The sequence below is a fragment of the Peiella sedimenti genome (assembly GCF_030504955.1).
Taxonomy (GTDB): domain Bacteria; phylum Pseudomonadota; class Alphaproteobacteria; order Caulobacterales; family Caulobacteraceae; genus Brevundimonas; species Brevundimonas sedimenti.
Window position 1 is genome coordinate 150,847 of the sequence record NZ_JAUKTR010000003.1, and the last position, 21,127, is coordinate 171,973.

23 protein-coding genes and 2 tRNA genes are annotated in these 21,127 nt (G+C 69.8%); 17 read left to right on the top strand and 8 right to left on the bottom strand.

All coding sequences use genetic code 11. The features are described 5' to 3' along the window. Positions 1 to 23: 23 nt before the first annotated feature. Positions 24 to 209 carry a YnbE family lipoprotein gene (locus Q0812_RS08120; RefSeq protein WP_302109825.1) on the top strand — a complete coding sequence of 62 codons (186 nt, stop codon included), beginning with the start codon at positions 24 to 26 and terminating at the stop codon, positions 207 to 209. A gap of 14 nt (positions 210 to 223) precedes the next feature. Continuing rightward, positions 224 to 616: a DUF1318 domain-containing protein gene (locus Q0812_RS08125; protein WP_302109826.1), complete on the top strand. Its 393-nt coding sequence runs from the start codon at positions 224 to 226 to the stop codon at positions 614 to 616. Between the two features lie 8 nt (positions 617 to 624). On the opposite strand, the gene Q0812_RS08130 is transcribed toward Q0812_RS08125, so the two are convergent. Beyond that, a complete protein-coding gene (locus Q0812_RS08130; protein ID WP_302109827.1) occupies positions 625 to 1,101 on the bottom strand; it encodes an Lrp/AsnC family transcriptional regulator in 477 nt (158 codons plus the stop codon). A 153-nt stretch (positions 1,102 to 1,254) separates the two neighbouring features. Between Q0812_RS08130 and Q0812_RS08135 the strand changes: the two genes are divergently transcribed. From Q0812_RS08135 to Q0812_RS08145, 3 genes are read left to right on the top strand one after another with little or no spacing between them, the layout of a single operon-like run. Next, positions 1,255 to 2,487, top strand: coding sequence for a thiamine pyrophosphate-dependent enzyme (locus Q0812_RS08135; RefSeq protein WP_302109828.1), 1,233 nt, complete (start codon positions 1,255 to 1,257; stop codon positions 2,485 to 2,487). A 3-nt stretch (positions 2,488 to 2,490) separates the two neighbouring features. Further along, positions 2,491 to 3,504, top strand: coding sequence for an alpha-ketoacid dehydrogenase subunit beta (locus Q0812_RS08140; protein WP_302109829.1), 1,014 nt, complete (start codon positions 2,491 to 2,493; stop codon positions 3,502 to 3,504). Between the two features lie 2 nt (positions 3,505 to 3,506). After that, on the top strand, positions 3,507 to 5,186 hold the full coding sequence (locus Q0812_RS08145; protein WP_302109830.1) for a 2-oxo acid dehydrogenase subunit E2: 1,680 nt from the start codon (positions 3,507 to 3,509) through the stop codon (positions 5,184 to 5,186). Positions 5,187 to 5,209: 23 nt separating this feature from the next. Here Q0812_RS08145 and Q0812_RS08150 read toward each other — a convergent pair whose 3' ends face one another. Continuing rightward, on the bottom strand, positions 5,210 to 6,097 hold the full coding sequence (locus tag Q0812_RS08150) for a LysR family transcriptional regulator (protein WP_302109831.1): 888 nt from the start codon (positions 6,095 to 6,097) through the stop codon (positions 5,210 to 5,212). A 102-nt stretch (positions 6,098 to 6,199) separates the two neighbouring features. Between Q0812_RS08150 and Q0812_RS08155 the strand changes: the two genes are divergently transcribed. The 3 genes from Q0812_RS08155 to Q0812_RS08165 are packed head-to-tail and all read left to right on the top strand — an operon-like array spanning position 6,200 to position 10,520. Next, positions 6,200 to 7,759, top strand: a complete 1,560-nt coding sequence (locus tag Q0812_RS08155; RefSeq protein WP_302109832.1) for a proton-conducting transporter transmembrane domain-containing protein — start codon at positions 6,200 to 6,202, stop codon at positions 7,757 to 7,759. A gap of 14 nt (positions 7,760 to 7,773) precedes the next feature. Further along, the gene (locus Q0812_RS08160) at positions 7,774 to 10,197 is read left to right on the top strand and encodes a YbcC family protein (RefSeq protein ID WP_302109833.1); all 2,424 of its coding nucleotides are present in this window, start codon (positions 7,774 to 7,776) and stop codon (positions 10,195 to 10,197) included. A gap of 38 nt (positions 10,198 to 10,235) precedes the next feature. After that, positions 10,236 to 10,520: a hypothetical protein gene (locus Q0812_RS08165; protein ID WP_302109834.1), complete on the top strand. Its 285-nt coding sequence runs from the start codon at positions 10,236 to 10,238 to the stop codon at positions 10,518 to 10,520. A gap of 43 nt (positions 10,521 to 10,563) precedes the next feature. Here Q0812_RS08165 and Q0812_RS08170 read toward each other — a convergent pair. Beyond that, positions 10,564 to 10,640: transfer RNA gene (locus Q0812_RS08170), tRNA-Arg, on the bottom strand. Between the two features lie 68 nt (positions 10,641 to 10,708). Here Q0812_RS08170 and Q0812_RS08175 point away from each other — a divergent pair. The 3 genes from Q0812_RS08175 (at position 10,709) to Q0812_RS08185 (ending at position 13,217) form a co-directional block, all read left to right on the top strand. Then, complete coding sequence (locus Q0812_RS08175; RefSeq protein ID WP_302109835.1) at positions 10,709 to 12,013, top strand: hypothetical protein; 1,305 nt, start codon at positions 10,709 to 10,711, stop codon at positions 12,011 to 12,013. A 94-nt stretch (positions 12,014 to 12,107) separates the two neighbouring features. After that, entirely contained in the window at positions 12,108 to 12,725 is a 618-nt protein-coding gene (locus Q0812_RS08180) for a superoxide dismutase (protein ID WP_302109836.1), read from the top strand. 318 nt (positions 12,726 to 13,043) lie between these two features. Beyond that, positions 13,044 to 13,217, top strand: coding sequence for a DUF1328 domain-containing protein (locus tag Q0812_RS08185; RefSeq protein WP_302109837.1), 174 nt, complete (start codon positions 13,044 to 13,046; stop codon positions 13,215 to 13,217). Between the two features lie 59 nt (positions 13,218 to 13,276). On the opposite strand, the gene Q0812_RS08190 is transcribed toward Q0812_RS08185, so the two are convergent. Genes Q0812_RS08190 through tsaD form a run of 3 tightly spaced genes read right to left on the bottom strand, consistent with a single transcriptional unit; the run spans position 13,277 to position 15,818 of the window. Beyond that, a complete protein-coding gene (locus tag Q0812_RS08190) occupies positions 13,277 to 13,651 on the bottom strand; it encodes a Rieske (2Fe-2S) protein (RefSeq protein ID WP_302110121.1) in 375 nt (124 codons plus the stop codon). A 50-nt stretch (positions 13,652 to 13,701) separates the two neighbouring features. Then, the gene (locus Q0812_RS08195) at positions 13,702 to 14,706 is read right to left on the bottom strand and encodes an NAD(P)H-dependent glycerol-3-phosphate dehydrogenase (protein WP_302109838.1); all 1,005 of its coding nucleotides are present in this window, start codon (positions 14,704 to 14,706) and stop codon (positions 13,702 to 13,704) included. After that, positions 14,703 to 15,818: a tRNA (adenosine(37)-N6)-threonylcarbamoyltransferase complex transferase subunit TsaD gene (gene tsaD / locus Q0812_RS08200; RefSeq protein ID WP_302110122.1), complete on the bottom strand. Its 1,116-nt coding sequence runs from the start codon at positions 15,816 to 15,818 to the stop codon at positions 14,703 to 14,705. The genes Q0812_RS08195 and tsaD overlap by 4 nt, the downstream gene beginning before the upstream one ends. 53 nt (positions 15,819 to 15,871) lie before the next feature. Between tsaD and hemC the strand changes: the two genes are divergently transcribed. The 3 genes from hemC to Q0812_RS08215 all read left to right on the top strand — a co-directional run bounded on the left by hemC (position 15,872) and on the right by Q0812_RS08215 (position 17,642). Next, the gene (gene hemC, locus Q0812_RS08205; RefSeq protein WP_302109839.1) at positions 15,872 to 16,810 is read left to right on the top strand and encodes a hydroxymethylbilane synthase; all 939 of its coding nucleotides are present in this window, start codon (positions 15,872 to 15,874) and stop codon (positions 16,808 to 16,810) included. Next, a complete protein-coding gene (locus Q0812_RS08210; protein WP_302109840.1) occupies positions 16,807 to 17,523 on the top strand; it encodes a uroporphyrinogen-III synthase in 717 nt (238 codons plus the stop codon). The genes hemC and Q0812_RS08210 overlap by 4 nt, the downstream gene beginning before the upstream one ends. 43 nt (positions 17,524 to 17,566) lie before the next feature. Further along, positions 17,567 to 17,642: transfer RNA gene (locus Q0812_RS08215), tRNA-Thr, on the top strand. Between the two features lie 181 nt (positions 17,643 to 17,823). Here the strand turns inward: Q0812_RS08215 and Q0812_RS08220 are convergent. Further along, a complete protein-coding gene (locus tag Q0812_RS08220) occupies positions 17,824 to 18,333 on the bottom strand; it encodes an S-type pyocin family protein (RefSeq protein WP_302109841.1) in 510 nt (169 codons plus the stop codon). Positions 18,334 to 18,464: 131 nt separating this feature from the next. Here Q0812_RS08220 and coaBC point away from each other — a divergent pair, with 131 nt between their 5' ends. The 3 genes from coaBC to Q0812_RS08235 all read left to right on the top strand — a co-directional run bounded on the left by coaBC (position 18,465) and on the right by Q0812_RS08235 (position 20,573). Further along, entirely contained in the window at positions 18,465 to 19,685 is a 1,221-nt protein-coding gene (gene coaBC, locus Q0812_RS08225) for a bifunctional phosphopantothenoylcysteine decarboxylase/phosphopantothenate--cysteine ligase CoaBC (protein ID WP_302109842.1), read from the top strand. Then, entirely contained in the window at positions 19,686 to 20,138 is a 453-nt protein-coding gene (dut, locus tag Q0812_RS08230) for a dUTP diphosphatase (protein WP_302109843.1), read from the top strand. Positions 20,139 to 20,210: 72 nt separating this feature from the next. Continuing rightward, complete coding sequence (locus Q0812_RS08235; RefSeq protein WP_302109844.1) at positions 20,211 to 20,573, top strand: hypothetical protein; 363 nt, start codon at positions 20,211 to 20,213, stop codon at positions 20,571 to 20,573. Between the two features lie 15 nt (positions 20,574 to 20,588). Here Q0812_RS08235 and Q0812_RS08240 read toward each other — a convergent pair whose 3' ends face one another. Then, on the bottom strand, positions 20,589 to 20,906 hold the full coding sequence (locus Q0812_RS08240; protein ID WP_302109845.1) for a TFIIB-type zinc ribbon-containing protein: 318 nt from the start codon (positions 20,904 to 20,906) through the stop codon (positions 20,589 to 20,591). Between the last annotated feature and the right edge of the window lie 221 nt (positions 20,907 to 21,127).

Consider the following 21,127-nt stretch of genomic DNA (forward strand, 5'->3'; position numbering starts at 1 on the left):
CGCCCCCATTCAAGGAGCGCCGCATGAAGAGGCCCGACATCGCCATCGCCCTGGTCATGGGCGCCGTGACCGTGGGCGCGGCCTGCACCCCCACGGTGCGGGTCAAGGTCGATCCCATTTCGATCTACGCCAAGCTGGACGCCGATGTGCGCATCCGCCTCGATGAAGAGGTGCGCGCCCTGATCCAGCAGAATCCTGAACTCTTCTAAGGGGACGAAAGCCGATGAAAGCTATGTCTCGCAACCTGATGATCGCCGCGGCCCTCACGGGCGGCGCGCTTGCCGTCGCAGCCCTGCCGGCCGCGGCCCACGCCATCGCCCAGGCGGCCTCGGCCAACGCCGCCAAGGCCACGGTCGACGCGGCCAAGGCCCAGGGCATCGTCGGCGAAGCCGCCGACGGCTATGTGGCCATCCGTCTTGAGGCCCAGGCCACCGCCGAGATTCGCGCCGCCGTGGCGCAGATGAACGCTGGCCGCGCCCAGCTCTACGCCCAGGCCGCCCAGCGCACGGGCGTGCAGACGGCCGCCGCCGGGGCCGCCTCGTTCAACGAGCGCTTCGGCGACATCCCCGCCGGTCAGTGGTGGCGCGATACTTCGGGCGCCTGGCAGCGGAAGTAGGAGGCGGCCTAGTCGGTCGCCGACAGCGGCAGGGCCGTCTCGCACTTCACCGGCCGGGTCACGATGTGGCTGACCACGTCTGAAACCAGGTCCAGCGCCAGCAGCCGCTCGCGCAGGAACTCGTCGAAGGCGCGCATGTCGCGGGTGATGATGCGCAGGATGTAGTCCTCACGCCCGGTCACGATGGCGCATTGGGCCACCTCGGGCCACTTGGCGACGGCGGCCTCGAACGCCTCGAGATTGGCCTTGGACGGCAGACTCAGCTTGACCATGGCGTAGACCTCGAAATCCAGGCCCAGCTGCTGGCGGTCCAGTATGGCCACGCGACGCCGGATCACGCCCGCCTCCTCAAGCCGGCGGATGCGCCGCCAGCACGGCGAGGTGGACAGGCCGACGCGCTCGGCCACCTCGGCCACGGACAGGCCGGCGTCCGCCTGGAGGATATCCAGGATGCGGCGGTCGATGGCGTCGAGGCTAATGGACAAGCTTTTCTCCTGACCCAGCGGTATTTCAAACGAAGATTACCCCGGATCGGGTTCCGCGGGGCATAAATTTGGCAAACACATGCGCGTGGGCCGTGGTAAGACGCGCTCCGCTACGGGATCATCGGCCAACGGTGACCTGATGGGAGGCCATGGATGAAGAAGAACCGCACGCCCCTGTCGCTGAGGGTGCCCGAGCCGGTGTGCCGGCCCGGCGACAAGCCGGACTTCAGCAGCATCGACGTGGGCCAGGCGGGCGCCGTGGCGCGGCCTGACGTGACCGCGACGCCGGCCTCCATGCGCGACATGGCCTTCCAGCTGATCCGCGTGCTCGACGACGAGGGTCGCGCCCAAGGGCCCTGGGATCCGAAGTTGACCCCCGACCAGCTGCGTAAGGGCCTGACGGACATGATCCTTGTGCGGACGTTCGACGACCGCATGCACCGCGCCCACCGCCAGGGAAAGACCAGCTTCTACATGAAGTGCACGGGCGAGGAGGCCATCGCCTGCGCCCAGGGGCAGGTCTTCAGCCGCGAGGACATGGGCTTCCCCACCTATCGCCAGCAGGGCCTGCTCATCAGCCGCGGCTATCCGCTGGCGGCCATGATGAACCAGATCTATTCGAACGCCGCCGACCCCATCAAAGGCCGCCAGCTGCCGATCATGTACTCGGACAAGGCCTATGGGTTCTTCACCATTTCGGGCAATCTGGGGACGCAGTACCCCCAGGCCGTGGGCTGGGCCATGGCCAGCGCGTACAAGGGCGACGACAAGATCGCCGCCGCCTGGATCGGCGACGGCGCCACCGCCGAGGGCGACTTCCACAACGCTCTGACCTTCGCGGCCGTGTATCGGGCCCCCGTGGTTCTGAACATCGTCAACAATCAGTGGGCCATCAGCTCCTTCATGGGCATCGCGGGCGGGCTTGAGACCACCTTCGCGTCCAAGGCCATCGGCTATGGCCTGCCGTCCCTGCGTGTCGACGGCAATGACTTCCTGGCCGTATGGGCCGCCACGGAGTGGGCCGCCGAGCGCGCCCGCTCGAACCTGGGCGCGACGGTGATCGAGCTGTTCACCTACCGCGCCGCCCAGCACTCCACTTCGGACGATCCCAGCCGCTACCGGCCCGGCGACGAGTACGACCACTGGCCTCTGGGCGATCCCATCCAGCGTCTGAAGCAGCACCTGATCGCCCTGGGCGAATGGGACGAGGAGCGTCACGCCGCCGCCGAGAAGGACGCCGTCGAACAGGTCCGCGCCGCCGGCAAGGAGGCCGAGGCCATCGGCACGATCGGCCAGTCGCGGCCTTCGGTGAAGACCATGTTCGAGGACGTCTACAAGGAGCCGGACTGGCGCCTGATCCGTCAGCGCCAGGAGGTCGGGGTCTAAGCCATGCCGTCCATGAACATGATCCAGGCGCTGAACTCGGCGCTCGACGCGAAGATGGCCGAGGACCCGAACGTCCTCAGCTTCGGCGAGGACGCCGGCTATTTCGGCGGCGTCTTCCGCGTCACCGACCAACTGCAGCAGAAGTACGGGCTGACGCGCAGCTTCGACGCGCCCATCGCCGAGGGCGGCATCGCCGCGGCGGGCATCGGCATGGCCGTCTACGGCCTGCGTCCGGTCATCGAGATGCAGTTCGCCGACTACATCTATCCGGCCTATGACCAGATCGTCTCGGAGGCGGCCAAGATCCGTTACCGCTCCGGCGGCGAGTTCACCGTGCCGATCACCATCCGCAGCCCCTACGGCGGCGGCATCTTCGGCGGCCAGACCCACAGCCAGTCGCCCGAAAGTCTGTTCACCCACATCGCCGGGCTGAAGGTGGTCATCCCCTCCAACCCGTATGACGCCAAGGGCCTGCTCATCGCCTCGATCGAGGATGACGACCCGGTGGTCTTCTTCGAGCCCAAGCGCCTCTACAACGGCCCCTTCGACGGCTGGCACGATCGCCCCGTCAGCCCCTGGGCCGGACACCCGCTGGCCGATGTGCCCGAGGGCCGCTACGCCGAGCCGCTGGGCAAGGCGCGCCTCATGCGCGAGGGCGCGGACGTCACCTTGCTCGCCTACGGCACCATGGTCTGGGTCAGCCTGGCCGCCGCTGAGCACGCGGGCGTCGACGCCGAGGTCATCGACCTGCGCACGCTTGTCCCGCTGGACATCGACGCCATTGTCGAGAGCGTGAAGAAGACCGGCCGCTGCGTCATCGTGCACGAGGCGCCGCGCACCTCGGGCTTCGGGGCCGAGCTGTCAGCCCTGGTGCAGGAGCACTGCTTCCATCACCTGGAGGCGCCGATCGAGCGGGTGACGGGCTGGGATACGCCCTATCCGCACGCCTTCGAGTGGGAATACTTCCCCGGGCCCAAGCGGGTGGCCGAGGCGATCAAGCGGGCGATGGAGGGCTGATCATGGGACGCTACGTCTTCAAGCTGCCCGACGTGGGCGAGGGCACCGCCGAGGCCGAGGTGGTCAAATGGCACGTCAAGGTCGGCGACCGCGTCGAGGAGGACCAGCTGCTCTGTGACGTGATGACCGACAAGGCCACCGTCGAGATGACCAGCCCCGTCGCGGGCGTGGTGCTGGAGACCCACGGCGAGCCCGGCCAGATGGCCGCCGTCGGCTCGCCCCTCGTGGTGTTCGAGGTCGAGGGCGCCGGCAACGCCGCCGCCGAGGCCGCGCCGGCTCCGGCCACGGCCGCTCCGGCCGCGAGGGCTGAACCGCAGCCCGAGGTCGAGATGGAGGCAGAGGCCGAGGTCCGCACGCCCGAGCCCGACGCCATGGGCGGCGGCAACTACGTCTTCAAGCTGCCGGACGTGGGCGAGGGCACGGCCGAGGCCGAGCTGGTCAAGTGGCACGTGGCCAAGGGCGACCGCGTCGAGGAAGACCAGCTGCTGGCCGACGTCATGACCGACAAGGCGACGGTCGAGCTGACCAGCCCGGTCTCGGGCGTGGTGGTCGCCCTGCACGGCGAGCCCGGCAAGGCCGTGGCTGTGGGCTCGGTGATCGTGGAGTTCCAGGTGGAGGGCGCCGGCAACAGGCAAGGCGCGGCGAAGGCTGCGGCGCCTGCTCCGTCCTCGAAGACGGAGAGCCCTTCACCCAAGGCCAAGCAACCTGCGGCGGCCGCTTCCGATCCGGAAGCGCCCAGGCCGCCGAAGTCGGGGGGGGCAGCCCTGCCCGAAGCCTTCACCACCCGCACCGCCGGGCAGCGACCTTTGGCGTCTCCGGCCGTGCGCACCCGCGCCCGTGAACTGGGCGTCGAGCTGCAGTTCGTGCCGGGCTCGGGCCCCGCCGGCCGTATCACCCACCAGGACCTGGACGCCTACGTCGCCTCCGGCGGCCGGGGCTCTGCGCCCTCGTCGGGCGGCGGCTCCATGTATGCTCAAGCTGAGGGGACCACCGAGGTCCGTATCATCGGCCTGCGGCGCAAGATCGCCGAGAAGATGGCCGAGAGCGTGCGCCGCATCCCGCACATCACCTACGTCGAGGAGATCGACGTCACGGCGCTGGAGGAGCTGCGCGCCCATCTCAACGCCCAAGGGAAAGCCGCGGGCAAGCCCAAGCTGAACGTCCTGCCTTTCATCGCCCGCGCCATTGTCGTGGCGCTGAGGGACCAGCCGACGATCAACAGCTGGTACGACGACGAGGCCGGCGTGCTGACCCAGCACAACGCCGTGCACCTGGGCATCGCCGCCCAGACGCCGAACGGCCTTATGGTGCCGGTGGTCCGCCACGCCGAGGCGCGCGATCCCTACGATACGGCGCTGGAAATCGCGCGTGTATCGGGCGCGGCCAAGGACGGCTCGGCCAAGCGCGAGGAGCTGTCGGGCTCCACCATCACCATCACCTCGCTGGGCACGCTGGGCGGCGTGGTTCACACGCCCATCATCAACCACCCCGAGGTGGCCATCGTCGGCCCCAACAAGATCCAGGAGCGGGTCGTGTTGAAGGACGGCCAGTTCGTCGTGCGCAAGATGATGAACCTGTCCTCCAGCTTCGATCACCGGATTGTCGACGGTCACGACGCGGCGGTGTTCGTGCAGCGCATCAAGGGTCTGTTGGAGCACCCGGCGACGCTGTGGATGGGGTAGGACGCGGTTGAGGCGCAGCCGGCCTAAACGCCCGCGCCCGCGCCGCGCAGCACCTCCAGGAGAAGCTGGCTTGGGAAGCGCCGCTTCTTGACGATGGCGTAGAAGCGCTCGGTCACCCCCGGAATGCGGCAATGCTCCACCAGCACGCCGCTGGCCAGTTCGTCCCGCACGACGATCGGCGGGACCAGGGTCACGCCCTCGCGCTCGCGGGCCAGCAGACGCAGCATGGCCATGTCGTCCACCTCCGCCAGGATGATTGGATGGATGCCCGCCAGCTCCAGCATCCGATCGAAGGCCACGCGGATATCGCTGTCCAGGCTGGGCAGCAGAAGCGGTTCGGTGCTCAGGTCCTCGGGGAAGCGGAATCGGCGCCTGCCGAGGCGCGGCCGCCCCACCAGGCTGACCGGCTGTTCGTTGAGCAGGTGGTTGCGCAGGGACGAACGAGCGTCCAGCGGCGCGGCGCTATTGGCCAGCACCACGTCCACCGCATGCGCCTCCAGCTGCGCCAACAGATCGCGGATGTTCCCTGAACGGACGATCAGCTCTACGTCCGGTCGCCCCACCAGGGGCCGCAGGAACTCCAGCTGAAAGTTTCTCGACAGGGTGGTCAGGGCCCCGACCCGCAACACCTGTCGGCTGTCGGCGGGCCGCCCGCCCAGCGTGCTCATCAGTTCGTCGCCGGCCTTGAACACGGTGTCGGCGTAGTCGAGCGCGATTTGCCCCGCCTCGGTCAGGACCAGCCGCTTGCCCACCCGCTCGAACAGCGGGTGGCCCATCTGATGCTCCAGCTTCTGAATCTGAACGGACAGGGCCGACTGCGACAGGTTCAGCCTCGCCGCCGCCCGGGTCAGGTTTCCCTCGTGCGCCACCGCCCAGAAGTATCGCAGGTGGTTGAAGTTCAGCGCCGCCATATCGTTCTATTAAACCGAACGATATCGACATAACAATGTATTTTCCTAAATCATAGGGCTTGCGTACCCCTGCCGACCAGCTCGCGTCGAAGGGAACCGCCCGTGTCGATCCTCCTGCTGCCCCTGCTGGCTCCGGTCCCGCTGCTGCTGAGCGCGGGCGTCAGCTTTCTCAGCCGGGGGCGCCGGCCCCGCCTGGCGGTTGGGCTGGCCGAGGGCGCGACCCTCCTGTCGCTGGCCCTGGCCATGGTTTCGGCCATCGGTCTGGCGATCTCCGGCGGCGGCTCCAGCGCCCTTCTGGGGGTGGGCGAGATCGGTCTCTCGGCGCGGCTGGACGCGGTCAGCGCGGCCATGCTGGTGCTAGTCGCCTTCATCGGATGGGTCGTGGTCCGGTACGCCGGAACCTATCTGGACGGCGAGGCGCGACAGGGCCGCTTCATGGGCTGGCTGTGCCTGACCCTCGCGGCGGTGCTGCTGCTGGTGGTCTCCAACAATCTGATTCAGCTGGCCCTGGCCTGGGCGGCGGCCGGCCTGTTCCTGCAGCGCCTCCTGCTCTTCCATCCCGAGCGGATCGCGGCCCAGCGCGCGGCGCGCAAGAACTTGATCATCAGCCGCCTGGCCGACGGCGCCCTCGCTCTCGGCGCGGTGGGCCTGACCCTGGCCTACGGCGGGACCGACATCGGTCTGATCCTGGAGAGTGCGCGCGCAGGAGAGGGCGGGGGCCTGGCGGTCGCGGCGGCCGGTCTGCTCGCCCTGGCGGCCCTTCTGAAGTCGGCCCAGTTCCCCTTCCACGGCTGGCTGACCGAGGTCATGGAGACCCCGACACCCGTCTCCGCCCTGCTGCACGCGGGCGTCATCAACGCCGGCGGCTTCCTGCTCATCCGCTTCGCCGACGTCATGCTGCTGGCCCCCGGCGTGCTGGCCGTGCTGGTCATGATCGGCGGCTTCACGGCCCTGTTCGGCAGCTTGGTCATGCTGACCCAGCCGGCAGTGAAGACCTCACTGGCCTGGTCCACCGTGGCCCAGATGGGCTTCATGATCCTCCAGTGCGGCCTGGCCCTCTTCCCCCTGGCCCTGCTGCACATCCTGGCCCACTCGCTCTACAAGGCGCACTCCTTCCTCGCCTCGGGCGGCGCGGTCGAACGTGTGACCCAGATTCGGCGCCCCGGACCGGTGGCCATCCCCGGCGCGGGGGCCGTGGCGCGCGCCTTTCTGGCGGCCTTGGCCATCTACGTCGTCATCGGCCTGGGCTTCGGCCTGACCCACAAGTCGCCCCAGACCCTGGCCCTGGGCGCGATCCTGATCTTCGGGGTCGCCTACATGCTGGCCCAGGGCTTCGCCGACGCCGCCCCGGCGGCCCTGACGCGCCGTACGGCGGTCTACGCGGTCGTCACCTCCGCCGGCTACTTCGCCTTGCAGATGGCGGCGGTCCAGCTGACCTCGGGCGTGCTGCCGCCCACGCCCGCGCCCGGCGGGCTGGAGTGGGCCCTGATGGTCCTGGCGGTGTTCAGCTTCGGCGTCGTCGCGGTGGTCCAGGCCATGTTCCCGCTGTGGGCGCACCATCCCGCGGCCGCGGGCCTGCGCGTGCATCTGTCCAACGGCTTCTACGCCAACGCGGTGTTCGACCGCCTGATCGGCGGCTGGTCCGTCCGCCGCCCATCCTGACCGGAGCGCTTCTCATGTCCACGCCTCCATCCGCGTCCGTCACCGGACGGCTTCAGGCCGCCGCCGAGCGCGCCGCCCGCGCCATTCCGCCGGTCTGGCCCCTGGCTTCCAGCGTCGCTGTAAACCCCTACCTCGGCCAGGCGAGCGAGCCGCTCGAGGTCGCCGGCGCCCGGCTGGCCCGGATCGTCGGCGCCCCCGTCAGCCTGCCGCGCAGCTGGTACGCCGCAAGGATCGCCGAGGGGCTCATCACGGACGAGGATCTCCTGGCGGCCTGGATCGACGGGGACCGAAATCTGCGCCCGGCCGGACTCGCGGCCCTGAAGGCTGCCGCCGCCGTGGAGGCGCCTGGCCCCCAGCCCCTGCCGACCATCGCCGATCTGGCGGCGAGGGTATCCGGCATCGACTGGCCGGGCCTGATCGCCGAACGCTTCGGCGCCTGGGCGGCCGCCTATTTCGACGAGGGCCAGGCCCTGTGGGCCGGGCCGCGCGGCAAGGGCGCCTATGTGGCCTGGAAGGCCGTCGCCTCCCACGATCTGACGCCCGAGATCGCCGGCCTGCCCGGTTTCGCCCTGCACGTCTCCGAGGCGCCCGACAGCGCCTCCGCCCTCATGGCGCGGATCGTTGATCGCCTCGACCTCGGACAGGAAGCGCTGGAGACCTACTTTCACCAGATGCTGATGACCCTGGGCGGCTGGGCCCAGGCGGCGCGCCACCGCCTGTGGCAGGCGGAGCTGGCGGGCGGCGCCGACGCCACGACGACGGATTTCCTGGCCATCCGCCTGCTGTGGGAGGAGGCGCTGTTCCTCCGTTACCAGTCCCAGATCGCGGATGGATGGACCGAGGTCCGCGCCGCCCACGCCCAGCCGTTGACCCCCACCGCCGACCTGGTGATCGACGCCATCCTGCAACTCGCCGGCGAGCGGGCGGCCCAGCGCCGACTCGCCGAGACGCTCGCCGCTCCGGCCCCCGCCGCTCCGCGTGAGCGGCCGGCTCTGCAGGCGGCCTTCTGCATCGATGTCCGCTCCGAGGTCTTCCGCCGCGCGCTTGAGAGCATCAGCCCACGCATCCAGACCCTGGGCTTCGCCGGATTCTTCGGCCTGACCACCTCGCATCGCCGCTTCGCTTCAGACGTGGACGAGTTGCGCCTGCCGATGCTGCTGAACCCGGGGCTCAGTTCCCGCGCCGGCGCGCCCCAGCTGGCGGCGGCGGACCACGACGCCCGCGTGAAGGCCCGGGCCAAGCGCGCCTGGGGCCGCTTCAAGCTGGCCGCCGTCTCCTCCTTCGCCTTCGTCGAGGCGGCGGGCCCCGTTTACGTGGGCAAGCTGATCGGCGACGCCCTCGGCCTCAAGCGCCAGTCTGCGCCGAATGACCCCGCGCCGCGGCTGGAGCCGGCCCTGGGCCTGGCCGATCGGGTCAAGGCGGCCGAGACCATCCTGCGGGCCATGTCGCTGACCTCAGGCTTCGCGCGGCTGGTGCTGCTGCTCGGCCACGGCGCCAATGTGGTCAACAATCCGCACGCCAGCGCCCTGCATTGCGGCGCCTGCGGCGGCTATTCCGGCGAGGTCAACGCCCGGCTCCTGGCCCAGCTGCTCAACGACGCCGAGGTGCGGGCCCAGCTCGCGGGGGCGGGCATCTCCATCCCCGCCGACACCCTCTTCGCCGGCGGTCTGCACGACACCACCACCGATCAGGTGACCCTCTACGATCAGGATCACGACGCCTCGGAGCACGCCATGGACCTGGCGCGCGCGGGCGACTGGCTCGCCGCCGCCGGTCGGCTGACCCGCGCCGAGCGCGCCCTACGCCTGCCTCGCGCAGCCTCGGAAGCGGCCATCGCCCGCCGCAGCCGCGACTGGGCCGAGACGCGCCCCGAATGGGCTCTGGCCGGATGCCAGGCCTTCATCGCCGCTCCGCGCGCCCGCACCGCCGGCCGTAGCCTGGAAGGCCGGGCCTTCCTGCACGACTACGACTGGAAGCAGGACGCCGGCTTCGGCGTGCTGGAGCTGATCCTCACCGCGCCCGTGGTCGTGGCCAGCTGGATCAGCCTGCAATACTACGGCTCGACCGTGGCCCCAGCGGTGTTCGGCGGCGGGGACAAGTTGCTTCACAACGTCGTCGGCGGCCTGGGCGTGGTGGAGGGCAACGGCGGCCCGTTGCGCGTGGGCCTGCCCTGGCAGTCGGTGCACGACGGCGAACGCTTCGTCCACGAGCCCCTGCGCCTGTCCGTGTGCATCGAGGCGCCGCGACAGGCCATGACCGAGGTGCTGCGCCGACACGAGGGCGTACGCGCCCTGTTCGACAACGGCTGGCTGCATCTGTTCGCCCTGGACGATCAGGGCCGCATGGCCTGGCGTTATGCCCGCGACCTCGAGTGGACCGCGATGAATCCCGCCGATCAGCCATCAGCGGCGCCGGCGCGCCTCAGGGTCGTCGTCTAGCGGCCTGCGACCTTGCATCGATCAGAGGAGATTTCACCGTGAGCCCGACCTGGCCCAAGCCCGTCACCAGCCTCTCCGACGACGCCGCGCTCCAGGCCCGGCTGTCCTTCGTGCTCGAGCACCCCGACATGAGCCCCTGGCTGAAGACCGCGGTGCGCTCGATGCTGGCCCGCGCGTCCGGCGACGTTCTCAACGACCTTGAGATTCTCAACGACATCGCGCGCCTGCGACACGCGCTGTCGGTGCAGGCCGCGGGACAGGGGGCTCCGGAGACGCCGCGCGAGCCGGCGGCCGAAACACGACCGCTCAGCCTGATCCACTAGCCGTTCAGCGCGGGGGCGCGTCGTCAGTCTCTAATCTGGCGAATGGCGCACCCGACACGACTCGAACGTGTGACCTTTGCCTTCGGAGGGCAACGCTCTATCCATCTGAGCTACGGGTGCGTGCCGGCGGGCTTACAGCAGGTTGGGGGTCGCCTCAATCCCCGCCGCACTGCAGGAGGAGAGGGTTCATGGTTCGCGCGGTTCTGCTTTGCCTGACGCTTGTGATCGCCGCGTGCGCCAGCGCTCCGCCGTCACCCCCTCCGCCGCCGCCTCTCGAGGCGCGCCTGAACGCGGTGGCTGAGGACTACGTCAAGCTCATGCTCGAGATCGACACCCACGAGGAGGGCTATGTCGACGCCTATTACGGCCCTTCGGAGTGGCGCGAGGCTGCTCGCGCCAACCCCCGCTCGGTCAATCAGCTGATGGTGGATACGGCGGCGGTCATCCGTGCGCTGGAGGTCATGGATAATCAGACCGCGGGCGCCGATCCCGACCTGCGCCGGCGCCAGGCCTATCTGAAGGCGCACGCCTCGGCCGCCCTGGCCCGCCTGCGCATGATCTCGGGCGAACGGCTCAGCTTCGCCGACGAGGCGCACGCCCTGTTCGGCGTCAGACCCGAGCTGCGCCCGCTGGAAAGCTATCGCCCCGTCCTGAACGAGATCGACGCCCTGCTGCCGGGCGACGGGCCGCTCTATCAGCGCGTGGCCGCCTTCAAGGCCCGCTACGTCATTCCTCGGGACCGGCTACGGCCCATGTTCGAAGCCGCGATCGCCGAGTGCAAGGCCCGAACCGAGCGCCGCATCGGCCTGCCGGCGGGCGAGAGCTTCGAGCTCGAGTTCGTCACCGACAAGCCCTGGAGCGGCTACAACTGGTACCGCGGCGGGTCCCAGAGCCTGATCCAGATCAATACCGACCTGCCCATCTACATCGACCGGGCCCTGGATCTGGGCTGCCACGAGGGCTACCCCGGCCACCACGTCTATAACGCGCTGCTGGAACGCGCCTTCGTGCGCGAGCGCGGCTGGCTGGAGATGAGCGTCTATCCGCTCTACAGCCCCATGTCCTTCATCGCCGAGGGCAGCGCCAACTACGGCATCGACCTGGCCTTCCCGGGGCCGGAGAAGACCGCCTTCGAGCAGCGTGTCCTCTATCCGCTTGCCGGCCTGGATCCGGCCATGGCGCCTGAACTTCAGCGCCTGCTGGACCTGACGCGGCGGCTGGGCGGGGCGGAATACACCATCGCCGACGCCTATCTGGCCGGCCGCATCGACCGGGCCGAGGCCCAGCGCCTGCTCCAGGAGTATCAGCTGTCCGATCCGGCCCGCGCCGCCCAGCGCGTGCGCTTTATCGATACGTACCGCAGCTACATCATCAACTATGGGCTGGGCCGCGACACGGTGCAGACCTGGGTCGAGCGCCAGGGCCCGGATCACTGGGACGCCATGGAGACCCTCCTGGCCAGTCAGACCTTGCCGGTTGACCTTCTTCCCTGATCGGATCGCTAACGGCCGCCGTACGTTGAGATAGGGCGCACCCGCTTCGGCGGGCCATTCCGCGCGCCCCGCACTCAGTCACCGGAGGTCTTGCATGTACCCGCTCACGCCGCTGCCCTACGCCCACGACGCCCTTGAGCCGGTGATCTCCAAAACCACGCTCGAGACCCACCACGGCAAGCACCACGCCAAGTACGTCGAGGTGCTGAACCAGCTTGTCGGCGACGAGGAGAGCCGGCCCCTTGAGGACGTGGTCCGCTCGGCCGAACCTGGCTCCAAGCTGTTCAACAACGCAGGCCAGGCCTGGAACCACGGCTTCTTCTGGCAGTGCATGAAGCCGGGCGGCTCCAAGCCCTCGGGCGAGCTGAAGGATGTGATCGCCTCCAGCTTCGGGGGGCTGGATCAATTCCGCGAAGCCTTCATCACCGAGGGCGCGACCCACTTCGCCTCGGGCTGGGCCTGGCTGGTGCGCGAGGGCGGCGGCCTGAAGGTGATCTCCACCCATGACGCCGACACAGCCATCACCCGGCCCCAGTGCGCGCCGCTGCTGGTCTGCGACGTGTGGGAGCACGCCTACTACCTGGATTTCAAGAACGATCGGAAAGGCTTCCTCGATGCCTGGTTCGACCAGCTGGTGAACTGGGACTTCGTGGCCGAGCGGCTGGCCGCCGCCGAGGCGGGCGAGCCGGGCTGGCGGTACCCGCAGGCGTAGTAGGCGGGCGGCCTGCTTATCCAGCGCCGCCGGTCGTCGTAGGCTCTTGCGGCTAGGGTCTTTCACATCGTCGGTTCATCCGGACGCTTCGGACGCTTCGGACGCTTCGGACGCTTCGGACGGTATTTTTTGAGTCCGAACCGTCCGGACAGCCGCGGCCAACGCCCCTTCGCCCCTCGCGGGAGGCGCCCCGCAGGCGCTGCATCAGGGCGCGCGATTGAGCGCCAAGCGGAACCGCCACGGGCAGGCGGCGTTCATCAGGGGCAGCGACATGGTGTCGCGGCAAGGACTGAAAGACCTCTGGAGGAGACCCGCAACATGCTGCGTTGGGCTTTGATTTTCCTGGTGGTCGCCCTCGTGGCCGCGGTGCTCGGCTTCGGCGGCATCGCCGGTGGCGCGATGGATATCGCCAAGATTCTGTTCTTCGTCTTCCTGGTCCTGTTCGTCGTCTCGCTGGTGGCGGGCGCGTTCAGGGGGCGAAAGCCGCTCTAGCGGCAGGGCCATCAGGATCCGAATGGAAGCCGCGGCGCCTCATGGGCGTCGCGGTTTTTCTATGCGGTGGTGATGATCCCGTCCTTTACCTCGACCGGCCAGGGCGTCAGCGAGCGCCCGGCGCAGGGCCCGCCGACGCACAGCCCGTCCTCGGGCCGGAACAGGGCGCCGTGCCAGTCGCACAGGATCAGGGCGCCGTCCTCGGTCAGGTAGCGGTCAAGTTCCTGGGCCAGCGGAAAGCCCGCGTGCGGGCAGCGGTCCACATAGCCGTGCACGGCCCCGTCCTTGCGCACCACGAAGCCGTGGAAGAAGGCCTCGCCGATCTGCAGGACGAAGTTTCGAGCGCCGGGTTCGCCGAGGGCCTCCAGCCGGCACAGCGGGACCCCTGGCGGCGTCTTCCACACGCGTGGCCGGACGGGGGTATAGTGCTCCACATCGTCCGCGACGGGCGGCTCAAGACCGGTCTCGTCCGGCTCGCCTTCGATCACGCCTCGCGCTCGCTCTTGAGCGGCCGATTGAGCAGGCCTTCGATCACCGTGTCGACGCCGGCCTCGCCCGACAGGATGGCGGCCACGCCTTCGCAGATGGGGGTCTCGACGCCCAGACGTCGCGCCAGGTCGCGCACGGCGGGCGCGCTTTCCACGCCTTCGGCCACGGAGCGCTTGCCTGAGAGGGCCTGCTCCAGGCTCTGGCCCTGGCCCAGGGCCAGGCCGACGCTCATGTTGCGCGACTGGGGCGAGGAGCAGGTCAAAACCAGGTCGCCCAGGCCGCACAGCCCCGCCACGGTCTCGGCCTTGCCGCCCAGGGCCACGGCGAACCGGGTCATCTCCGAAAAGCCCCGCGTGATCAGGGCCGCATGGGCGCTGCGGCCCAGGCCCCGGCCCTCCGAGATGCCGCAGGCGATGGCCAGAACGTTCTTCAGGGCGCCGCCCGCCTCGGCCCCGATCAGGTCGTCAGCCAAGTAAGGCCGAAACAGGCTGTTGGCCAGCGCCTGAGCCAGTTCGCCCGCCAGCGTCTGGTCCTCGCAGGCCAGGGTGACGGCGGTGGGCAGTCCGCGCGCCACCTCGCCGGCGAAGGAAGGGCCCGACAGCACCGCCGCCCGCGCCTCCGGCAGGGTCTCGGCCAGCACCTCGGTCATCAGCTTCAGCGAGCCGCGCTCGATCCCCTTGGAACACAGAACCACCGGCAGGCCCGGCCGCGCGTACGGGGCGAACGCCGTCAGGGTCGAGCGCACGTGCTGGGCCGGCGGCACGGCGAGGACGATGTCGCAGTGGGCCAGGCCCGACAGCTCGGCCGTGATCTCGATGGCGGGGTCCAGGCGAACCCCTGGAAGGAAGGCCTCGTTGACGCCGCGCGTGCCGATGGATTCGACCACCTCGGGCTCCCGCGCCTGTAGCGTGGTCTTCAGGCCCGAGCGGGCGCAGACCTGGGCCAGGGCCGTGCCCCAGGCGCCTGCGCCGATGACGCCTGCCGTGCGGATCTGGGTCATGCCTTGGCTCCCTTGCGGCCGGTGGACATCAGCGGCGAGGCGGCGGCGGTCGCCTCGTCCAGCGGCCAGCGCGGCCGTGCGGCCGCATCCAAGCCTGAAGTCATCCCCAGCGCCAGACGTTCCGCCCCGGCCAGGGCGATCATCGCCGCGTTGTCGGTGCAGTAGGCCAGGGGAGGGGCCAGGAACGTGAAGCCATGCTGATCCGCCGTCGCCTTCAGCCGCTCACGCACCAGGGCGTTGGCGGCCACGCCCCCGGCCACCACGAACAGCCGGGCCTCGTGGGCCTGCGCAAAGCTCCGCATCGCGACGCTCGTCCGTTCCGCCAGTTGGGCGGCGATGGCGGCCTGGACGGCGGCGGCCAGGTCGGCGCGATCCTGATCCGTCTCGCAGGTTTCGGCCAGCCGCGCGGCGGCGGTCTTCAGCCCCGAGAAGGAGAAGTCGCAACCCTTATGACCCGCCAGCATCCGGGGCAGGGTGAAGCGCGCCGCATCACCGCCCCTGGCCAGCCGCTCCAGTTCCGGCCCGCCCGGATAGGGCAGCCCCAGGGTCTTGGCGATCTTGTCAAAGGCCTCGCCGGCCGCATCGTCCAGCGTCGAGCCCAGGCGCTTGCAGAGGCCCACGCCCTCGACGCTCAGCAGCTGGCAGTGACCGCCGGACACCAGCAGCAGCAGGAAGGGGTAGGGCGCGGGCGCTGTCAGCCGGGCCGATACGGCGTGCCCTTCAAGATGGTTGACCGCCACCAGCGGCAGCCCTCGCGCCAGGGCGAAGGCCTTGGCGAAGGACAGGCCCACCATGACGCCACCGATCAGGCCGGGCCCCGCTGTGGCGGCGACGCCGTCCAGCGCCTCGGGGCCGACCCCCGCCTCAGTCAGGGCGCGCGCGGCGATGGCGTCGATGCGCTCCACATGGCTGCGGGCGGCGATCTCGGGCACCACCCCGCCGAAGGGCCGATGCGCCTCGTGCTGGCTGGCGACGATGGAGGACAGCACCTCAGCTCGCCCGTCAGGGTCCAACCGCACGACGGCCGCCGCCGTCTCGTCGCAGCTGGTCTCCAGCCCCAGCACGGTCAGGGACCGGCTTTCTTGGGGCCGGTTTGCCGGGGGCGCGGGCATGGGATAGTCGGACGGTCCTTGCACGCCCGCTCGGTAGTCCGCAGATGGACCCCATGCAACCGCTCGTCCGCATCGGCACCCGCCGCTCCCTTCTCGCCCTTACCCAGTCCGGCTGGGTCCAGCGCCAGGTAGCCGCCGCCCTTGGGGCCGCGCCTGAGCAGGCGGATGAGGTCGCGCCCCTGGTCGAGATCGTGACCACCGGCGATCGCCAGTTGTCCGGACCGCTGACGGACCTGGGCGGCAAGGCCCTCTTCACCAAGGAGATCGAGGAGGCCCTGCTGGAGGGCCGTATCGACATGGCCGTCCACTCCATGAAGGACGTGCCCGCCGGCCAGCCCGAGGGGTTGGTCATCGCCGCCGTGCCTGTGCGCGAGGACCCGCGCGACGCCTTCGTCTCCCTGGATTGGGACCGGCTCGAGGATCTGCCTGAGGGCGCGCGTCTGGGCACCGCCAGCCTCAGGCGCAAGGCCCAGGCCCTGGCTGTTCGGCCTGACCTCGACGTGCAGCTGTTGCGGGGCAACGTCGACACCCGCCTGAGAAAGCTGAACGAGGGCGAGTTTGACGCCATCCTTCTGGCGGCGGCCGGTCTGAACCGGCTGGGCCGTTCCGAGGTGATCCGCAGCCTGATCGACCCCCTCGCCAATCCGCCGGCGCCGGGACAGGGCGCCCTCGCGCTGCAGACCCGTCTTGAGCTGGCCGACGCGCCCTGGTTGAAGGTCCTGCACCACGGGCCCACCGAGATCGCCGTGGCCGCCGAGCGCGGCGCGCTCGAGGCGCTGGAGGGGAACTGCCGCACGGCCATCGGCGCTCATGCCCGGCTCGACGGCAGCCGTTTGCGCCTGACCGTCGAGGCGCTGGCCCCGGACGGCTCGGCCCGCTGGCGGGCGGAGGGCGAGACCAGCGAGTCTGATTCCGGGCAGGCCTTCGCCTTCGGCCGCGAACTGGGTCTTGAAGTGAAGGGGCTCGCGGGCGACCGCCTGAACCTGGTGTGACCCGGCCTCTGGTCTGGGTGACGCGGACTGAGCCCGGCGCCGCGCGCACGGCGGCCCGTCTGGAAGCGGCTGGGCTCCATCCGCTGGTCGATCCCCTGCTGGCCGTGGAGCCGTTGATCCCTCAGGCGGACCTTAGCGGGGTCAGCGCCCTAGCCCTGACCAGCGGACATGCCGTTTCCTTCGCCGCCGCCCTGCCCGGCGCGCGGGACCTGCCGGTCTACTGCGTGGGCGACTCGACGTCTCAGGCTGCGCGGATCGCGGGCCTCGCCAACGTTCATTCCGCCAACGGAGACGTTCACGCCCTTGCTGCGCTGATCGCTGACCGCCACCGTCCGGTTTCGGGCAAGGTCCTGCACCTCGGCGCCGAGACCCTGGCCGGCGATCTTGTCGCCCTGCTGGCGGCGCGCGGCGTCCCGGCCCGCTACGCCGCCGTCTATCGCACGGTGGACCGCCCGGGGCCCGCCGGGCTGGCCGCTCTGTCGGAGGGCCGTCTATCCGCCGTGCTCATCCATTCGGCCCGAGCCGCCGAAGCTCTGCTCGGCCAGGCGGATCATCGGGCTTTGGAGCGGGCTCACCTGCTGGGGATCTCGGAAGCCGCCGCCCACCCACTCGCGGGGGCGGGTCTCAGTCCCGCCTGGGCCGACGCGCCGACCGAGCCTGCGCTGCTTGAGACCCTTCAGCGCCGTCTTGGCAACAAAGCCGAGGGCGGCTAAAGAGGCCGCCACTTGCGTTCCGGCCCCCGCGGCCGGGCCGTGGGCCGCCTTAGCTCAGCCGGTAGAGCGGCGCATTCGTAATGCGTAGGTCAGGTGTTCGAGTCACCTAGGCGGCACCACCCCCATCCCCACCATGAAAGCGCGGGTCAGGGCGCGCGTATTCCTCGCGCCTGACGCGAGAGAAGTCCGGCGGCCGCGTCGCAACTGCACCCGCTAGAGCGGGGCCGGCGCTGTGGTCCGGGAGGCTGGCGCGACGATCCGACGGCCACGAGGCCAGGCCGCCGCGCCTCTAGCCCGAGATTAGCCCTGGCTGGCGCTTGAGCCCATCACCCGGGCCTTCTGCACATCCCAATAGGCGGCCCCATCGTCCGGCTTGAACATGGTCCGGGGGCGGCCCTCGCTGTTGGCGACGGCGAAGGTGTTGGTGGCTGGGTGATAGAAGAGCCGATCACCATTGCTGCGCTGGAGGATCTCCGTACCCGCGGGCGGCCGGCTGATGAAGGTGTTGGCCTTGCGCGCGAAGTCCTCGACCGACGTGGCGTCGAAGTCGCGGCCGTTACGTTCAAAGGCCCGCTCCGCGTTTTCCTGCGGCGTGCCGCGCCGGCTCTCGGCCCAGGCGATAGAGGCTTCGGCCGAGCCGCCCACAACCGCTTCGGCCGCGGTCTCCGCCGCCTCGCCCGCCTGCTCCAGCACCTGGTCGCCACGGTCGCGCGACTCGACCGCCGAGGGGCCGTTGTCGCAGGCCGCCAGAGCCGCGCTCAGGCTCAAGATCGCCGCCAGGGCGACGCCGCCCACCATTCGCTTGTTCATCCTGACCTCCCTTTTCCCTCACTCGAGGGCCCGAAAGAACGTTACTCCTCGAACGCGCGTTCTTGCAATGTTCTTTTTTGGTCAAGCTTGTCCGGCTTCGCCCGGCGCGTGAGGCCTGCTAGAGCGGCGGCATGGCATCTTCGGACAACAGCCCGGTCCGCCGCGTCCTGCTGATCGTGGGGGGCGGCGTGGCCGCCTACAAGACGCTCGAGCTGGTGCGCGGCCTAAGAAAGGTCGGGGTCGAGGTGCGCGCCATCCTGACCGAAGGTGGAGCCGCCTTTGTCACGCCCCTGTCGCTGGCGGCCCTGTCGGGAAACCCGGTTCACACGGAGCTGCTGTCGCTGACGGACGAGGCGGAGATGGGCCATATCGAGCTGTCGCGATGGGCCGATCTGGTGGTCGTCGCGCCGGCCACCGCCAATCTGATGGCGCGGGCGGCGAACGGGCTGGCCGACGATCTGGCGACGACGGCGCTGCTGGCCACGGACAAGCCGGTCATGATGGCGCCGGCCATGAACGTGCGCATGTGGGAGCACCCCGCCACGCGGCGCAACCTCGATCTGCTGAAGGCGGACGGCGTGCGCTTCGTTGGACCGGACGAGGGGGAGATGGCTTGCGGAGAGTACGGTCCTGGCCGCCTGGCCGAGCCTGAGGCTATCCTCTCGGCCATTCTTAAGTTCGACAGACCGGGCCAGACCTTGGCCGGCCGCCGCGCCCTGGTCACGGCCGGCCCGACCTTCGAGGCGCTGGACCCGGTGCGGGGTCTGACCAATCGTTCCAGCGGCAAGCAGGGTTACGCCATCGCCGCCGCCCTGGCGGCGCGTGGCGCGGCGGTGACGCTGGTGTCCGGTCCCACGGCGCTTGACCCGCCGACAGGCGTGCAAACGATTGCCGTCGAGAGCGCCGAGGACATGGCCCGCGCCTGCGAGGCGGCTGGACGGGTCGATGTGGCCGTCCTGGCCGCCGCCGTGGGCGACTGGCGCGCCGAGGCCGTGGCCCCCGGCAAGCTCAAGAAATCCGAGGGTCAGGACCGGCTGACCCTGACCCTGGTGAGGACGCCGGACATTCTGGCGAGATTGTCACAGCCGGGACCGAACCGTCCGCGTCTGGTCGTGGGCTTCGCCGCCGAAACGGACGGCCTGCTGGAGAACGCGCGCGACAAGCGCCTGCGCAAGGATTGCGACTGGATCCTCGCTAACGACGTCTCGGAGGGCCGTGTGTTCGGGCAGGACGGCAACGCAGTGACCCTGATCACCGCCGAACGCGAGGAGGCTTGGCCTTCTCTTTCAAAGGCCGAGGTGGCGGCGCGTCTGGCGGACCGTATCGCTCAACATCTGAACGGAGCCGACTGAATGAATGTCGCGGTCAAGGTGGTGCGCCTGCCCCACGCCGAGGGCCTGCCCCTGCCGGCATACGAGACCGATGGTTCAGCGGGCATGGACCTGCGCGCCGCCGTCCCGGAGGATGCGCCCCTTACCCTCATGCCCGGCGACCGGGTGCTCGCGCCGACCGGGCTGAAGATCGCTCTGCCGCCAGGCTTCGAGGCGCAGGTGCGGCCCCGCTCGGGCCTCGCCCTGAAACATGGGCTCACCTGCCTGAACAGCCCTGGCACTATCGATTCCGACTATCGCGGTGAGGTCGGCGTGATCCTCGCCAATCTGGGCCAGGAGCCTTTTGTCGTGCGCAGGGGCGAGCGAATCGCTCAGCTTGTGATCGCCAGGCATGAGCGCGCGGCCTTCGAGGAGGCGGACGATCTGGACGAGACCCCGCGCGGCGCCGGCGGCTTCGGGTCGACGGGGCGATAGCCCCGGCAACCCTTCCTCGAAGAACCGCGTTAGGGTTAAGCTTAAACAGCCACGCTGACGCAGGAGGACGGGATGGAAGGGTTCGTCGATCAGGCGGCCGCCTTTTTCGGAGGGGTGCTCAATCTGGCCGAGGGCGGCTATCAGGGCGTCAACCAGGTCCTGGGACTGATCATCGCGGCCGTCGCGGCTCTGCTGATGAGCGGCTGGAAACGCTTGTGGGCGATGGCGCTCGGCGCGGCCCTGGTCCACACCCTGGTCAACCTGCTGCTGCCCGTGCTCGACGGCGGCGCGCTTCAGCTGCCGAACGTGTTCGACGTGACCACCTGGATGAGCCTCGTGGCCCTGTTCCTCGGCTACGCGGTGGTCATCGCCATCTTCTATCTAGTGAAGTCAGCTTTGACCGGTGGCGGCAAGGCGCACAGCCACGCCCACTGAGGCGGCGGGCCCGCCTCAGTCGAAGATGTCGAAGATGTCGAGGCGCTTGCGCTTCTTGTACCGCTTGTAGTCGTCGTCATCGCGGTAGCGCGGCGAATAGCCCTGGGGTTGCTGATACTGGGGTTGCTGCGGAGCAGGCGTATAGGTCGGCGCGGCCTGCGGCGCCGGAGCGGCCTGGGCGCGGCCGTCCTCCGAGGCGGCGGCCATCAGCTTTTCCAGTTCGCCCCGGTCCAGCCACACGCCCCGACAGCTGGGGCACATGTCGAACTGCACGCCGGAGCGTTCCAGCGTCTGCATAGGTGCGTTGTCGTTGGGGCACATCAATAGGGGCATGGGCGCGTCTCCGTCAGGTTGAGAAGCGGTCCGACATCACGCGAGGATCATTAAACCCGCCGCGCCAGAGGGGCCCGTACCGCAGACTGAAGCTAGGCGCCGGAGCGTCCCCGCGCAAGGCGGCGCCTATGGCGCTTTGGACCTAACCCCTGTATGAGGCGCGCGCCTTCCCCGAAACCCGCCTGCCGGCGCGGCCCGACCCTTCCGGCCGCCCTATCGTG